The following is a 15,277-nucleotide window of genomic DNA, read 5'->3' as shown; positions in this document are numbered from 1 at the left end:
AATGCAGCCGCTAGTTTCTATCATAACTCCAATGTATAATAACGCTAATGTTATTATTGAGACGATTACAAGTGTTATTAATCAGACTTACAGCAATTGGGAGTTACTTCTAATTGACGATGCCTCCTCAGATGAAACTATAGCTATTTTAAAGCTATTTAAAGAATCCGATTCACGGATTAAACTATTTCAACACAATCAAAACAAAGGCGCAGCAGAAGCACGTAATTTAGGCACTAAAATGGCAACAGGAGATTACATAGCCTTTTTAGATGCAGATGACCTTTGGAAAGAAAACAAACTAGAGCTTCAGGTTAGTCAACTAATTAATAATATTACAGATGTTAGTTTCGGAACCTATGAATGGATTGATTCTAAAAGTAAACCATTAAACAAAAGGGTAGAAGCCTTAAAACAATTAACCTATAACAAATTACTTAAAGCAAATTACGTCGGCAATTTAACAGGAATCTACAACTGTAAAAAACTTGGTAAAATTTACACTAAAGATTTAAAAAAACGTCAAGATTGGTTGTTGTGGTTGGAGGCTTTAAAGCGAAGTGATAAACCAGCAATTAGTATTCAAGAAACCATTGCGTATTATCGTATTACGGAAGGTTCCTTATCTTCAAATAAAACCAATTTAATAAAACACAATTTCAATGTGTATTATAAAGGCTTAGGGTATTCTTATATAAAATCTTCGTTGTATTTAGTACAATTTTTGTTTGAACATTTATTAATTAAAAAGCGATTAATTAAGTCTATAGTTTAGAAATAAACTGCTTTAATTTTCCGGCTTTAGTTCTGTTTAGTTGAGAAACACGTTCAAAATCCACTTTAATTCCAGGTTCTAAATAACGTTCCATTTCTGTTGTAATAATTTCTTTTTGTTCATTAGAAAGTTCTGTTCTACTCACAAAACGAATTATAAAATGGTCTAAAGCCAATTGTTCAATTACAAATTCTGAAACATTGCCATCATTCTCAATAACACTTTTAGTAATGTAGTAAAAGGTTAATCCTGCTGCTTTTTTTCCGCTTGGTAAAATGGCAATATCATTTGTTCTTCCTACTAGTTTTTTTAGAATAGGCTTTCTTAAAGTACTTTTTTCAGAAAGGATTCCTATATCACCAACATCATATCTTATTAATGGATGTGCTTTATTGTATAATGATGTAATTACAATTCGGCCTTCTTTTCCTAACGGTAAAACGTTTCCGTTATCATCGAGGATTTCAACATATAATGTTTCATTATTTATTTGCCACTCATCATTAGTATTCTGAAATGCAATTAAATCTAATTCTGAAGCTCCATATTCATTAACCACAGGTACACCAAATTGAGTTTCCATTAACGTTTTGTCATCATCAAATAACATTTCTGACGTAACAATACAAACTTTTAGAGTAGGGCAAACAGAGGTTAAAACAACATCTTTTTGCTTTAAATATTTAGCAAATTGCACAATAGGACTTGTGTAGCCATTAATAAAATCAAATTTATTAGTTTTAAACTTTGTCAAAGTTGTTTCAAAAGCAGCATCACTTAAATCAAAAACCGAAAACCTAAATCTATTACTAAACCAATCTTTTAATCGTTCTTTATAATAGCCTTTTTTATCTAACGGAATCCCATAAAAACGCGCTTGTCTAGAGCTATTAAAATCAATGCCATACCAAGCAAATCTATCCATAATTTGAGCCCAAGTCATCGCGTGGCACCATTTATCCTTGGCAAAAATAAAAGGATCTCCTGAGCTGCCAGATGTTTTATTTAAATAGACATTTTTAGTTGTGAAACCATCACTTAAACGTTGCTCAATAGGTTGTTGTAAATGACGTTTGGTTATAATAGGTACAGAATCCCAATCATTTATATTTATAGAGCTCCCTAGAGTTTTGTAAAACAAATTATGTTCTAAATGATAAGAAATAATAGATTGTTTTTGTTGCTCTATATAAGCTTTAAAATCAGAATCGTTTTTAGCCTGAATTTTAGACAGAGCAGCTTTAGCCTCGTCTATTTTAAAGCCATTAACTTTTAAAGAAAAATCGAATAGTCGCAAGGTTTGTTTCTGCTATTAAGGTTTGTGTAAAATAATTGTTTTTTAAGCTTAAAACCAATTATTTTTGTCCAAAGAATTTTTTATCATGAATATTTTAGTACTTGGCTCTGGCGGAAGAGAACACACATTTGCATGGAAATTAGCTCAAAGTAGTCGTTGCAAGGCGATTTTTGTTGCTCCAGGAAATTCAGGAACAGAAGCTATTGCTACCAATTTAAATATTGGTGTTACTGATTTTGAAGCGATTAAATCTGCCGTTTTAGAACATAAAATTGATTTGGTAGTTGTTGGACCAGAAGATCCATTAGTGCAAGGTGTTCACGATTTCTTTTTACAAGATGAAGCTTTAAAAAATGTTTCAGTTATTGGACCACAGAAAGCAGCAGCTGAGTTAGAAGGCAGTAAGGAATTTGCTAAAGAATTTATGGTTCGCCATAACATTCCTACAGCGGCTTACGAGAGTTTTACAAAAGCTAATGTGGAAGATGGATATAAATTTTTAGAAACCTTAAGTGCACCATACGTTTTAAAAGCAGATGGTTTAGCTGCTGGCAAAGGCGTATTAATTCTTAATGATTTACAAGAAGCTAAAGACGAACTTAAAAGCATGCTTGTAGATTCTAAATTTGGAGAGGCAAGTACTAAAGTCGTTATTGAAGAATTTTTAGATGGTATTGAACTGAGTTGTTTTGTGCTTTCTGATGGAAAAGATTATAAAATTTTACCAACAGCAAAAGATTATAAGCGCATTGGAGAAGGCGATACAGGTTTAAATACAGGCGGAATGGGAGCTGTGTCACCAGTACCTTTTGCAACTAAAGAGTTTTTAGATAAAATTGAAAACCAGGTCGTAATTCCTACGGTTGAAGGTTTAAAGAAAGATAATTTACCATATGTTGGCTTTATTTTTATAGGATTAATTAAAGTAGGTGATGAACCTAAAGTGATTGAGTACAATGTAAGAATGGGTGATCCAGAAACTGAAGTTGTTTTACCAAGATTAAAAACAGATTTGGTAGACATTTTTGAAGCTATGGCAAACCAAACCTTATCTAATATTGATATTGAAATTGATGAGCGTGCTGCTACAACAGTGGTATTAGTCTCTGGTGGATATCCTGAAGCTTATGAGAAAGGCAAAGAAATTACAGGAATAGAAACTGTAACAGATTCTATAGTTTTTCATGCAGGAGCAAAATACCAAGATGGTAAAGTGGTAACTTCAGGAGGTCGTGTAATGGCAATTACATCTTACGGGAATACGTATCCAGAGGCCATAAAAAAATCTTACCAAAGTATAGATAAACTAAACTTTGATAAGATGAATTATCGTAAGGATATTGGTTTCGATTTATAAACCAATAAGAGATTTATAAATAAGAGTGAGAAGAAATACTTTTGTCTTCTTCATTATTATCGCTATGTTTTTTAAGTTGTAACATCCAATAAACCATTGCAACAAATCCTATAGCCATAAAAATCCAAGACATAAAATTAGCGCCAAACCAGCTTTCTAATTCTAATGCTCTAAGGCCATCAAAAGGTGCGAATAATACATTCACAAATAAATCCGCTATTCCGTTAAAGAAATCATTCATAACTTTATAAATTTACACCAATTCTAATTTTTATATCGAATTGGAATCGAATAGCAAAAATACAAAAAGAGTTCATGATTACAAGTGTTTTTAGTAAATCTAAGCCTATAAACTTCATAATTGTTGCAGTTTATGTATCGTTGCTTTTTGTGATTACTACGTACACGTTACTTTTTTCTGACTTAAATGCCGCTTTTTCAACACTTTTTAAATGGGTAATGACCTTATTTTTGATTTTTTTACTAGACTTTGTTGTGGCTAAAAATAACCTTTCACAGAGAAACAGTTATGCTATAATGACTTTTGGTTTGCTTTTAGGAATTTTTCCAGAAGCGATGACCCATTTAGACTTACTAATATCTAATTTATTTGTGTTTTTTGCTTTACGTAGACTTATAAGTTTACACACCAAACTAAACATTAAAAAGAAGTTGTTTGATGCTGCATTTTGGATAACAATAGCATCCTTTTTCTTTTTTTGGTCAATTTTGTTTTTTGCTTTGGTGATAGTGGCATTGATTTACTATTCTCAAAACGATTTTAAGAATATAATTATTCCATTTACAGGTGTTATTACAGCAGTAATGTTACTATTAATTTATAATGTTGTAATGTATGATGAGTATTTTAGAACAACAGACTTTCAGCGTTTTGCAAGTTTAGATTATACAGCATATAATTCTAAAAAAAGCATTCTTAAACTTACAGTATTATTTGCATCGTTTGTGTGGACACTTATTTATTATTTTAAGAATATTCCTGATAAAAATAAAAAGCTAAAGCCTTCTTATTTTATAATTGCTTGGGCTTCTATTATTGCAGTTTTAGTAGCAATCATAGCACCAATAAAAAACGGAAGTGAATATCTCTTTTTATTTGCTCCGTTTTCTATAATAATGGCGAATTATATAGAGGTTATTTCAGAACGATGGTTTAAAGAAGTCTTTGTCGCTCTATTAATTATAACACCAATTATTGGCTTAATGCTGTAGTTTATTGCCAAAAGCTAAATCACCAGCATCTCCTAATCCAGGAATGATGTATCCTTTTTCGTTTAGTTTATCATCTATAGCAGCTATCCAAAGCGTAACATCAGTATCGAAAGCCTTGGACACATAATCCACGCCTTCTTGAGCACCAATAATACTAACTAAATGAATTTCTTTTGGTATTCCAAATGGTTTTAGGGCTTCAAAAGTAGCAACCATAGATTGTCCTGTGGCTAACATTGGATCCGCTAAAATTAAGGTCTTACCTTCTAAACTTGGGCAAGCTAAATACTCAACGATAATTTCAAAACTTTCTGGATCATGTTTATGATGTCTATAAGCCGAAATAAAAGCGTTTTCGGCTGCATCAAAATAATTTAATAACCCATTATGAAGCGGAACACCTGCCCTTAAAATAGAACACAATACAATGTCTTTTTTATGTAACAAAGTTTTAGAAGTCCCTAAAGGTGTTTCAATATTGTGAGGCTCAAATTGTAGCGATTTACTTAATTCATAACCCATAATTTCACCTATGCGTTCAATATTTCTCCGAAAACGCATACTATCTTTTTGGACATTTTTGTCCCTTAACTCAGACATAAAAGTATTTAAAATAGAAGGTGTATCAGATAGGTTATGAATTTGCATAATATGGAAATTAGTTCTGTCGTTAAAGTTAATAATTCCTATTATATTTGTGTACATTAAATCGATTTCATTATGTTTTCGCAAAAAGCAAACGCAATTTTTCAAGATGTTATTAAAACCTATAAAGTTTTAAATACAGTAGATCAACCTTTTACAAATAAGTATGATAAAAATGACGATTTAATCGCTCATCTATTATACAGAAAGTCATGGATAGATACTGTTCAATGGGCTTACGAAGATATTATTAGAGACCCAAATATAGATCCAGTTGCGGCTTTAAAGCTAAAGCGAATGATAGATGCTTCTAATCAAGACAGAACAGATACAGTAGAATATGTTGATAGCTATTTCTTAGATAAATATAAAGATGTTGCGGTTAAACCTGGAGCTAAAATCAATTCTGAAAGTCCGGCTTGGGCAATTGATAGACTATCTATTTTAGCCCTTAAAATTTACCACATGCACCTCGAAACTGTTAGAGATGATGCAAGTGATAAGCATAAAGCAGCTTGCCAAAAGAAGTTAGATGTATTGTTAGAACAACGAGTAGATTTAAGCACTGCCATTGACGATTTATTAAACGATATCTCTAATGGAGATAAGTACATGAAAGTTTATAAGCAAATGAAAATGTACAATGACGATGAATTAAATCCTGTTTTAAGAGGACAGAAATAATTGATGAACCTTTAAGGTTTCTAAAACCTGACAGGTTTGTATAAGAATGTCAAAACCAAAACACATACTAGTCCTTAGGTTTTCTGCAATGGGAGACGTGGCAATGACGGTTCCTGTTTTGCGAGCATTAACAGCGCAATATCCCGAATTAAAAATCACAGTTGTTACTAGAGCATTTTTTAAACCATTTTTTCAAGGTTTAAAAAATGTTAGTGTTAATGAGGCTGATTTTAAAGGAAATCACAAAGGCGTTTTAGGACTTTACAAACTATCTAAAGAATTAAAAGCATTGCAATTTGATGCTGTTGCTGATTTACACAACGTATTACGAAGTAAAATTTTAAAGTTCTTTTTCTTCGGAAAAAAAGTAGTGCAATTAGATAAAGGCAGAGAAGAAAAGAAGGCTTTGACTTCAGGGCAAAATTTTCAGCAATTAAAAACAACTCATCAACGTTATGCTGAGGTTTTTGAGGCTTTAGGGTATTCAGTGGATTTATCACAACCTATTTTTTCTAAACCAAAATTGTTATCGGAAAACTTAAAATCTTTCATTTTAAATAAAGACTTTAAAACAATCGGAATTGCACCTTTTGCAGCACACCAAAGTAAAATGTATCCATTAGCTCAAATGGAAAAGGTAATTGAGGCACTTTCTAAAAACTACAATGTCATTTTATTTGGAGGCGGAAAAAAAGAAATAGAAGTTTTAAATCAGTTTGAAGCTAACTACAATAACGTAAAATCAGCAGCAGGTAAATTAAATTTAGAAGAGGAGTTAATCCTCATTTCAAATTTAGACCTTATGCTAACCATGGACTCTGGTAACGCACATATTGCTGCTATGTTAGGCAAAAAAGTGATAACAATTTGGGGAGTTACGCATCCTTTTGCTGGTTTTGCGCCTTTTGAGCAACCTAAAGATTTTGCATTGACGGCAGACAGAGAGCATTTTCCGCTAATACCAACATCAATTTACGGAAATAAATTTCCAGAAGGTTACGAGAATGCAGCAAGTAGTGTTTCTGAACAAACTATTCTTTCAAAAATAAAAGCGGTTATTTAGTACCTTTTATTTAAAATTTTTTATGCCTCAAAAATCACTTACTTTACGTCAGTTCGAGTGAAATTCTTTTTTTCAGCATTTTGTATCGAAAACCTTTTGAAATAAAAAGACCTGTCAAAATCTTAATTCTAACAGGTCTAATGTCTTTGTTCTATAAGCGAAGCGGTCTAAATTCTTTGTTCTTTTTTAAACATCATCATAATCAACTGCAACAGTCGCTGAAGTAGGATGTGCTTGGCAAGTTAAAATCAACCCTTCTGCAACTTCGCTATCTGTTAAAATATTGTTTTGACGCATTTCTGCAGTACCTTCTGTAAGCTTAGCTATGCAACTACTACAAATACCACCTTGACAAGAGTATGGTGCGTCAATATCTTGTTTTAAAGCAGCATCGAGAATAGTTTGTTTCTGTGACATGTTAAATTCAAACTCTTCCTCATCAACAGTAACTTTGATTTTAGTCTCACCTGAAGGTAAATCAGTTGAAACTTCAGTTTCAGTTGTAACAGGAGCAGTAAATAACTCAAATTTAATAACTTTTTCTTTTACACCATTCTCAACTAAAACATCCTTTACAGTATGAATCATTTGTTCTGGTCCACAGAGATAGAAATTTTCTATAGTAACACCTTTGTATTTGTTTTTTACGATGAGGTTAACCGTGCTTTTTTCAATACGTCCAAATAAGGCATCTTCTTCTTGAGCCTGACTGTAAATGAAATGGGCATGAAAACGATTATCGTATTGTTTTTTTAGTTGAAGTAATTCATCTACAAACATGGCATCTGCTAGCGTTTTATTACCATAAACTAAGATGAAATTACTAAAAGGTTCTTCTTCTAAAAGTGTTTTAGCAATGCTAAGAACTGGTGTAATTCCGCTACCTGCAGCAAATGCAGCAATAGTTCTAGTTTTGGCAGCATTAGCTTCAAACACAAAGCGGCCATTTGGTTCTGCAACCTCTAATATATCGCCTGCTTTTAATGAGTTATTAGCATAAACAGAAAATGTTCCGTTTTCAACTTGTTTTACGGCAACAGTAACGTTTCCGCTATTTTGAGAAGCACATATAGAATAATCTCTGCGGATGTCTTCACCATTAATGGTGGTTTTTAAGGTGATGTATTGTCCGGCTTTAAAGCTGAATTTTTCCTTAAGGTTATCTGGAATATCAAAAGTAATGGCAACCGAATTGTCTGTTACTTTATCAACTGATTTTATGGTGAGTGAATGAAAATGTGACATTATAAATAATTTTTTGCAAAGATAAACATTTCTATTACAGACCTGACAAAGACCTGCAAGGTTTTACCATCCTTGTAGGTCTAAAAAATGATAAAACACATACCTAAGTTTCTTATACATAAGAAAATTATGTATATATTTGTAATACGATGAGCAATTCAAAATTATATAAAGGAAGTTTAACGACTATTATTTTAAAGCTTTTAAATGAGCACGATAAAATGTATGGTTACGAGATTACCCAAAAGGTAAAAGCATTAACAAAAGGCGAACTTAAAATTACCGAAGGTGCATTATATCCTGCGTTGCATAAACTAGAAGCAGAAGGTTTGTTAGATGTTGAGGTTGCAAAAGTAGACAACCGACTGCGTAAATATTATAAACTCACTGAAACCGGAACCAAAGAAACCGTAAATAAACTTGAAGAATTAGCTGAGTATATTAAAACGATGCAAGCTTTGATGAATCCTAAATTAGCTTAAGCTATGAAACTAACCAAACAAGAAATACAATTCATAGACAACTACCTCATTAAAAACGAGGTGAAGTATTGGGATGTGCGTTTAGAATTACTAGACCACATTGTTTCTGCGGTTGAAGATAAAATGACTAACGAAGGTGTTTCTTTTAATGAAGCTTTGTTGGAGGTTCACCACAAATTTGGTAATAGGATTCGTAATGGCTACACATATCGCTTTGATTTTAATAAGGGTTTGTTTATTGATAATAAGGGTTTTAAAAAATTTACACTAAAAAAACAGAAAGAAATTAGAAGAAAACATTGGAATACCTATTGGAGAACATTTTTACCTTTTGTTTTCTCATTTAGATTTTTAATGGAGTTTCTAGTTTTAGGCCTTTTTACTTTTATAGGGTATCAATACAGTATTAAATCTGGTCTTTTAGTTTTGATTTCAGGAGTTATAATTTCAGAGTTCACTAAATTATTTTATGGAGGTTTGAAAAAATTCAAATCAAAATCATTAAACATTCAAATGGCAGTTGCATCATCTTTATTAATGACTCAGATTCCTTTTTGGATAATGATGTTATTCAATTATCATTATGAAGGTGTTGAGTCCAAACCATATTATATATTATTCGTGATTTTCACCTTATTAGTTATAATGAGCAGGCATGGTCTAAATAATTACATTAGTATTTATAGAACGTATAAAGAACGCTTTGCACTTTTAATGTCATGAAACTAACCGAAACTCAAATACAAGAACTTTACGCTTTTACAAGACAACATTTTGTAGAGCACTACGATTTACAAACCGAACTTGTAGACCATTTAGCCAATGATATTGAAACGCAATGGCAAGAGCAACCGAAACTCACTTTTGAAGACGCTAAAAACAAAGCCTTCAAAAAATTCGGGATATTTGGTTTTATGGATGCTATTGAGCAAAAAGGAAAAGCAATGAACAGGCGTTACATGAAATATTTGTGGAACGAGCTTAAAAAATGGTTTGAGATTCCTCAGATATTTGCAACCCTATGTCTGTTTCTTCTCTTTTATTTGTCTTTCACGTCTTCTTTTGCAATTGAGTTGGCAATAGCATACTATGTTATAGTGGTTATTTGGTCTATTACTAAAAGCTTCTTACTTAACAGACAGTTTAAACGAAGAAAAAAAGCATCTAAAAAGAAATGGCTGTTAGAAGAAATGATTTTTAAACAAGCAGGAGGTACTTCTCTCGTATTCTTATCACAGATTTATAATATTCATATAATGACTGGTGATTTTTTATCTAACCCATATGTAATTTTCATTCTGTCAATTGCCTTTACAGCAATTGCTTTAATATATTACATTAGCTTTGAACTCATCCCAAACAAAGCAGAAAAACTACTTAGTGAAACCTATCCAGAATTTAGTTTGTAACAAATTTGTGGTTTTTAATACTTATCTCATAAACCAACCCATCATAACACTATGATAAAACATTTTTTCAATCTCGAGTGGAAACAATATTTCCGTTCGTCTTATTGGCAAAAAAATATGGCTATAAATATCTTACTGGTATTTTTTGCGCTTTATTTTGTTGTCATGTTTTTAAGTTTAGGCTTTGGACTTTTACCAGGTTTAAAAAAGTTTTTTCCAGATGAAGATCCATTTGTATTTGCAAACGGATTTATATTTTTCTGGATTATGGGAGACTTACTTATGCGATTCTTTATGCAAAAACTTCCTGTAATGAGCGTAAAGCCATTGTTGACACTTCCTATTAAACGCTCAACAGTTGTGAACTTTGTTTTAGGAAAATCGGTGGTATCATTTTTTAATTTCCTACCATTATTTGCAATTATACCTTTTGGTATTATGTTAATTTTTGATGGCTATGAAACATCTATGATAATCACGTGGATTTTTACCATGATAATCCTAGTGCTCATTATTAACTTTTTCAATTTTATAATTGAAGCGTTTTCAGCAGATTCGGAATTATCTTTTCTTCCTATTATAACTGTTGTTGGAGTTTTATTTGCCTTAAATCATTTCGAAATTCTTTCAATGACGACTTTAATAGGTAGTGGATTATTAGCCATAGCGAGTAATCCTATTCTTATTATAATTCCTATAGTAATTTTGGCGGCATGTTATGCTTTCAACTTTAAAATTTTAAAAAGCAAACTGTATTTAGATAGCTCACTAAAATCTAAAGTAGCTGAGGTAAATGCCGCAGATTTATCATGGACAAAACGTTTTGGAGATGTTGCACCATTTATGCAGTTAGATTTAAAACTCATCTGGAGAAACAAACGTACTAAATCTATGGCATTTTTATTATTGATTGGCGTGCTTTATGGTTTGTTCTTTTACCCAAACCCAGTGTATGCTGACATGGTATTTATGTTTGCATTAATTGGAATAGTTTCAACAGGATTTTTTCTAATCAATTTCGGGCAATTTATTCCGGCTTGGGATAGTGGCTATTACAAACTATTAATGAGTCAGAATATTAAATACGAGCAATATTTACGTTCAAAATTTATTTTAATGGTGATAAGTGTTGTGCTACTTTTTGTCCTAGGAATTCCTTACGTGTATTTCGGATATAAAATCTTAATAGCACACTTTGCTGCTGCTATTTACAATATTGGTGTAAATACGCATGTGATACTTTGGGGAGGATCCTTTAACCGTAAAAAAATAGATTTAGATAAAAAAGCAGCCTTTAATTATCAAGGTACAGGAGCTGTACAGTGGTTAATTGGTATTCCATTAATGTTGGTGCCAATGGCATTGTTTGGACTTGTAAACTGGCTCGCTGGTTTTGCTGCCGCAATAGCTTTATTAATCGTTCTTGGTGTTGTAGGTATTGTGTTTCATAAAAAATTAATGAAAGGCATTACAAAAAAATACCTCGATTCTAAATACAAAATGATTGACGCTTTTAGTCAAGACAACTAATAATACATCGCATTATGATATATACAAAAGACCTTTCAAAAACATACAAAGGAACAACGGTTCTAAATATTGAAGAATTAACCATTCCTAAAGGCCAAAGTTTTGGTTTGGTAGGAAATAATGGAGCAGGTAAAACCACTTATTTTAGTTTATTACTCGATTTAATTCAACCAACAACCGGAAACATCACAAGCAATAGTGTTGTTGTAAATGAAAGTGAAGATTGGAAACCTTTTACCTCTTCTTTTATAGACGAAAGTTTCTTAATCGGCTACCTAACACCAGAAGAATATTTTTATTTCATAGGTGAATTACGTGGGCAAAATAAGGCTGATGTAGATAGCTTAACGTCTAAGTTTGAAGATTTCTTTAACGGAGAAATTATAGGTAAGAAAAAATATCTTAGAGATTTAAGTAAAGGAAACCAAAAGAAAGCCGGAATTGTAGCAGCACTAATTGGTAATCCTGAAGTAATAATTTTAGATGAGCCATTCGCTAACTTAGACCCAACCACACAAATAAGACTAAAACAGATTATAAAAGATTTAGCTGAAAAACAAGGTGTAACCGTTTTAGTATCTAGTCATGATCTTATGCACGTTACAGATGTATGTGAGCGTATAGTTGTGTTAGAAAAAGGAAATGTAATTAAAGACTTAGAAACTAATCCTGAAACATTAAAAGAATTAGAAGTACATTTTGCTAGTGGTGCAACGGTTTCTCAGGAGGAAGAATAAGAATAAAATGTTTTATAATTTTACAGCTCGTAACTAATTTTGTTGCGAGCTTTTTTATGCTTTAACGTTGGCGATTATTTCGAAAAACCTTGAAATAAACTCAAAAATTCAAAAAGATACGTATTTTTACCACGTAACACACTAAACAGTGTGTTTTTCAGTTATCTATTAACCAAATAGAACCAACGTTTGAAAACCTATTACAAAATCATATTACTCTTATCTTGTATAGCTTTGATTACTCAAAGTTGTTCTCGTAAAAAAGATAAATTCTTAAATAAAAAGTTTCACGCTACAGCAACAAAATACAATGTACTCTATAATGGTAATATTGCTTTAGAACGAGGAATTGAAGGTGTAAACAATGAGTTTACGGAAAATTTCTGGGAACTTCTACCTATTGAAAGAATGAGTGTTTCTGAAGATATTTTTCTACCAGGACAAACTAAAAATGCAGATTTTGAACGTGCAGAAGAAAAAGCTATTAAAGCGATTCAGGTACACGGAATGAATATAGGAGGCAAGGAAAAAAATCCTCAAATAGACGAAGCTTATTTGCTTTTAGGTCAAGCACGTTACTTTGATCAACGCTTTGTGCCAGCTATGGCAGCATTTAATAATATTTTAAATAAATATCCTACAAGCGATAAAATCAATCAGGTTAAAATCTGGCGCGAAAAAACAAGTATGCGTTTAGATAATGATGCAGGTGCTATTGAAAAATTAAAACGTTTACTCGAAGAAGAGCAAGATGCTATTGAGGGACAGGATTTAGCAGATGCTTCTGCAGCTTTGGCTCAAGCTTACTTAAATACAAAATCTAATGATAGTGCTATTGCTCAATTAACCATTGCAGCAGAAAACACAAAAATTAAAAGAGAGAAAGCGCGTTATCATTTTATAAAAGGGCAACTTTATAATGAATTCGGAAAAAAGGATAGTGCTAATTTAGAGTTCGATGCTGTTATAGAAATGCATCGTCAAGTTCCAAGATCTTTTTACATCAATGCTCATCTTGAAAAATCTTATAATTTTGATGCTTCAAGCGGTGACGATATTGAGTTTCAAGAATATCTAACGGATTTAGAAGAGAATAGAGAAAACAGACCGTTTTTAGACAAAATTTATTACCGTATTGCAGAATATCATCGCAATAAAATGTCAGACAGTCTTGCAGAAGTGTATTATAATAAATCACTTAGAAAAACGACTTCAGATAGATATTTAAGGTCACTTAGTTATGAAACCTTAGGTAATATGTATTTTGATAAAAATGTATATAAAACTGCAGGTGCATATTATGATTCTACAATGACAGCAATGGTTGTTAATACTAAGCCATATAGAATTATAAAAAAGAAACGCGAAAATCTTGATGATGTTATTTATTATGAGGGTATTGCTAAAACTAACGACAGTATTCTTAGAATGGTTAGTTTACCAAAAGCAGAGCAACTGGCTATTTATACAAAATTCGCAGAGAATCAAAGACTAAAGGAAATTGAGGCAAAAAAAGAACAAGAAGAAGCTTTAAGGAGAGAGAAGAACCAATCAGCACCTACAACTTCAATAAATAATGACCAAAGAAGTTTAAGTGGTCCTCCTGGCGCATCAAGAAGCGGTTTTCAAACAAAAACAACGAGCAAAGGTGGTAGTAATTTCTACTTTTATAATACAACAACAGTTGCTTATGGCAAAAGTGAATTTTTAAAAATTTGGGGAGAAAGAAAACTTCAAGATAATTGGAGACATTCAAACCAAAGAGCAGATGTAACAAATACTTCAAAAACTGATACTTTAACAGATTCTACAGTTGAAGATATTCGTTTTAATCCTGAAACATATTTAGCGTCATTACCAACAAAACAAACTGAATTAGATAGTATTGCTAAAGAACGAAATTTCGCATATTATCAATTAGGGATTATTTATAAAGAGAAATTTAAAGAACTAGAATTAGCAAAATCAAAACTCGAAAGTCTTTTAGGTAACAATCCTGAAGACCGATTAATTCTACCTTCAAAATATAACTTATATCGTATTTATTTAGAATTGGGATTAAGTAGAAAGGCTGAAGCCATGAAGTTAGCTATTATTAAGGAGTATCCAGATTCTCGTTATGCTGAAATTCTTTTAAATCCACAGTCTGAATTATCTAAAGATGAAAATAGTCCAGAAGCTATATATACAAAACTTTATAATCAGTTTAATGATGAAGATTATGCCGCTGTAATTGCCGAAGCAGAAACACAGATTAAACGATTAGAAGGTGATGATTATGTTCCTAAATTCGAAATTTTAAAAGCATCAGCAAAAGGAAGGCTTTATGGTTTTGAAGCTTATAAGGAAGCTATTAATTATATCGCTTTAACTTATGTTAATACTGAAGAAGGTAAAAAAGCACAAGACATTATTGATAATGCTTTACCTGTTTTAGCTAAAAAAGAATTTGTAGCTGATGATGATTCTGATAAATTCAATGTGATTTTTCAATTCGAAAATAATTCAGGAGAAGATGTAGATGCCTTTATTAAAATTTTAGATGAAGAGGTTGCTAAAATTACATATTTTGATCTCACTACCTCTAAAGATGTTTACGACGAAAACACTACCTTTGTAGTAGTGCATGGATTAAAAAGTATTGGTGGTGCAAATGGATTTGCAGAACTGCTTAGAACAGAAGAAAAAGACAAAAGAGGACGTCCTATTAAACCTAAAATTACGCGAACTTATTTTGCAATTTCATCACCGAATTATGCTATAATTCAAAGACATAAAAACTTAAATGCGTATTTAAAGTTACAGTAATTTAAAACCAAA

15 protein-coding genes are annotated in these 15,277 nt (G+C 31.7%); 11 read left to right on the top strand and 4 right to left on the bottom strand.

What is annotated here, in order from left to right; translation table 11 throughout:
- Position 1: 1 nt before the first annotated feature.
- A complete protein-coding gene (locus Q0807_RS07430; RefSeq protein WP_299108154.1) occupies positions 2–775 on the top strand; it encodes a glycosyltransferase family 2 protein in 774 nt (257 codons plus the stop codon).
- Here Q0807_RS07430 and Q0807_RS07425 read toward each other — a convergent pair.
- A complete protein-coding gene (locus tag Q0807_RS07425; protein WP_299108152.1) occupies positions 765–2,072 on the bottom strand; it encodes a phenylacetate--CoA ligase family protein in 1,308 nt (435 codons plus the stop codon). The genes Q0807_RS07430 and Q0807_RS07425 overlap by 11 nt on opposite strands.
- An 85-nt stretch (positions 2,073–2,157) precedes the next feature.
- Here Q0807_RS07425 and purD point away from each other — a divergent pair, with 85 nt between their 5' ends.
- A complete protein-coding gene (gene purD, locus Q0807_RS07420; RefSeq protein WP_299108150.1) occupies positions 2,158–3,429 on the top strand; it encodes a phosphoribosylamine--glycine ligase in 1,272 nt (423 codons plus the stop codon).
- Between the two features lie 13 nt (positions 3,430–3,442).
- Here purD and Q0807_RS07415 read toward each other — a convergent pair whose 3' ends face one another.
- Positions 3,443–3,670: a uracil phosphoribosyltransferase gene (locus Q0807_RS07415; RefSeq protein ID WP_299108148.1), complete on the bottom strand. Its 228-nt coding sequence runs from the start codon at positions 3,668–3,670 to the stop codon at positions 3,443–3,445.
- A 74-nt stretch (positions 3,671–3,744) separates the two neighbouring features.
- Between Q0807_RS07415 and Q0807_RS07410 the strand changes: the two genes are divergently transcribed.
- A complete protein-coding gene (locus Q0807_RS07410; protein WP_299108145.1) occupies positions 3,745–4,662 on the top strand; it encodes a DUF6427 family protein in 918 nt (305 codons plus the stop codon).
- Here the strand turns inward: Q0807_RS07410 and upp are convergent.
- Positions 4,651–5,310 (bottom strand): uracil phosphoribosyltransferase, encoded by a 660-nt coding sequence (upp, locus tag Q0807_RS07405; protein WP_299108657.1) that lies wholly within the window; start codon positions 5,308–5,310, stop codon positions 4,651–4,653. The two genes, Q0807_RS07410 and upp, sit on opposite strands and share 12 nt — an antisense overlap.
- A 72-nt stretch (positions 5,311–5,382) precedes the next feature.
- Here upp and Q0807_RS07400 point away from each other — a divergent pair, with 72 nt between their 5' ends.
- Both Q0807_RS07400 and Q0807_RS07395 read left to right on the top strand, forming a co-directional pair.
- A complete protein-coding gene (locus tag Q0807_RS07400) occupies positions 5,383–5,991 on the top strand; it encodes a DUF4254 domain-containing protein (RefSeq protein ID WP_299108143.1) in 609 nt (202 codons plus the stop codon).
- 46 nt (positions 5,992–6,037) lie between these two features.
- Positions 6,038–7,054 (top strand): glycosyltransferase family 9 protein, encoded by a 1,017-nt coding sequence (locus Q0807_RS07395; protein ID WP_299108141.1) that lies wholly within the window; start codon positions 6,038–6,040, stop codon positions 7,052–7,054.
- 186 nt (positions 7,055–7,240) lie between these two features.
- On the opposite strand, the gene Q0807_RS07390 is transcribed toward Q0807_RS07395, so the two are convergent.
- Entirely contained in the window at positions 7,241–8,299 is a 1,059-nt protein-coding gene (locus Q0807_RS07390; protein ID WP_299108138.1) for a ferredoxin--NADP reductase, read from the bottom strand.
- Positions 8,300–8,448: 149 nt separating this feature from the next.
- On the opposite strand from Q0807_RS07390, the gene Q0807_RS07385 reads away from it, so the two are divergent.
- From Q0807_RS07385 to Q0807_RS07360, 6 genes are all read left to right on the top strand, one after another.
- Positions 8,449–8,781 carry a PadR family transcriptional regulator gene (locus Q0807_RS07385; protein WP_299108136.1) on the top strand — a complete coding sequence of 111 codons (333 nt, stop codon included), beginning with the start codon at positions 8,449–8,451 and terminating at the stop codon, positions 8,779–8,781.
- A 3-nt stretch (positions 8,782–8,784) separates the two neighbouring features.
- On the top strand, positions 8,785–9,504 hold the full coding sequence (locus Q0807_RS07380) for a hypothetical protein (protein WP_299108133.1): 720 nt from the start codon (positions 8,785–8,787) through the stop codon (positions 9,502–9,504).
- Positions 9,501–10,190 carry a hypothetical protein gene (locus tag Q0807_RS07375; protein WP_299108131.1) on the top strand — a complete coding sequence of 230 codons (690 nt, stop codon included), beginning with the start codon at positions 9,501–9,503 and terminating at the stop codon, positions 10,188–10,190. The genes Q0807_RS07380 and Q0807_RS07375 overlap by 4 nt, the downstream gene beginning before the upstream one ends.
- Positions 10,191–10,241: 51 nt before the next feature.
- Positions 10,242–11,720: a DUF5687 family protein gene (locus Q0807_RS07370; RefSeq protein WP_299108129.1), complete on the top strand. Its 1,479-nt coding sequence runs from the start codon at positions 10,242–10,244 to the stop codon at positions 11,718–11,720.
- Between the two features lie 14 nt (positions 11,721–11,734).
- Entirely contained in the window at positions 11,735–12,457 is a 723-nt protein-coding gene (locus Q0807_RS07365) for an ABC transporter ATP-binding protein (protein ID WP_299108127.1), read from the top strand.
- Between the two features lie 189 nt (positions 12,458–12,646).
- Positions 12,647–15,265 (top strand): tetratricopeptide repeat protein, encoded by a 2,619-nt coding sequence (locus Q0807_RS07360; protein WP_299108125.1) that lies wholly within the window; start codon positions 12,647–12,649, stop codon positions 15,263–15,265.
- Positions 15,266–15,277: the final 12 nt, after the last annotated feature.

The sequence above is a fragment of the uncultured Winogradskyella sp. genome (genome assembly GCF_947495255.1).
Taxonomy (GTDB): Bacteria; Bacteroidota; Bacteroidia; order Flavobacteriales; family Flavobacteriaceae; genus Winogradskyella.
The sequence above is the reverse complement of the archived record's forward strand: the minus strand, read 5'-3'. Positions and strand labels throughout refer to the sequence as shown.

Bases quoted from the DNA above. Each gene is read 5' to 3' on its own strand.
- Q0807_RS07380 (WP_299108133.1), top strand. From the start codon at position 8,785: ATGAAACTAACCAAACAAGAAATACAATTCATAGACAACTACCTCATT.
- Q0807_RS07400 (WP_299108143.1), top strand. From the start codon at position 5,383: ATGTTTTCGCAAAAAGCAAACGCAATTTTTCAAGATGTTATTAAAACC.
- Q0807_RS07375 (WP_299108131.1), top strand. From the start codon at position 9,501: ATGAAACTAACCGAAACTCAAATACAAGAACTTTACGCTTTTACAAGA.
- Q0807_RS07395 (WP_299108141.1), top strand. From the start codon at position 6,038: ATGTCAAAACCAAAACACATACTAGTCCTTAGGTTTTCTGCAATGGGA.
- Q0807_RS07410 (WP_299108145.1), top strand. From the start codon at position 3,745: ATGATTACAAGTGTTTTTAGTAAATCTAAGCCTATAAACTTCATAATT.
- Q0807_RS07365 (WP_299108127.1), top strand. From the start codon at position 11,735: ATGATATATACAAAAGACCTTTCAAAAACATACAAAGGAACAACGGTT.
- Q0807_RS07390 (WP_299108138.1), bottom strand. From the start codon at position 8,299: ATGTCACATTTTCATTCACTCACCATAAAATCAGTTGATAAAGTAACA.
- upp (WP_299108657.1), bottom strand. From the start codon at position 5,310: ATGCAAATTCATAACCTATCTGATACACCTTCTATTTTAAATACTTTT.
- Q0807_RS07415 (WP_299108148.1), bottom strand. From the start codon at position 3,670: ATGAATGATTTCTTTAACGGAATAGCGGATTTATTTGTGAATGTATTA.
- Q0807_RS07430 (WP_299108154.1), top strand. From the start codon at position 2: ATGCAGCCGCTAGTTTCTATCATAACTCCAATGTATAATAACGCTAAT.
- Q0807_RS07385 (WP_299108136.1), top strand. From the start codon at position 8,449: ATGAGCAATTCAAAATTATATAAAGGAAGTTTAACGACTATTATTTTA.
- purD (WP_299108150.1), top strand. From the start codon at position 2,158: ATGAATATTTTAGTACTTGGCTCTGGCGGAAGAGAACACACATTTGCA.
- Q0807_RS07370 (WP_299108129.1), top strand. From the start codon at position 10,242: ATGATAAAACATTTTTTCAATCTCGAGTGGAAACAATATTTCCGTTCG.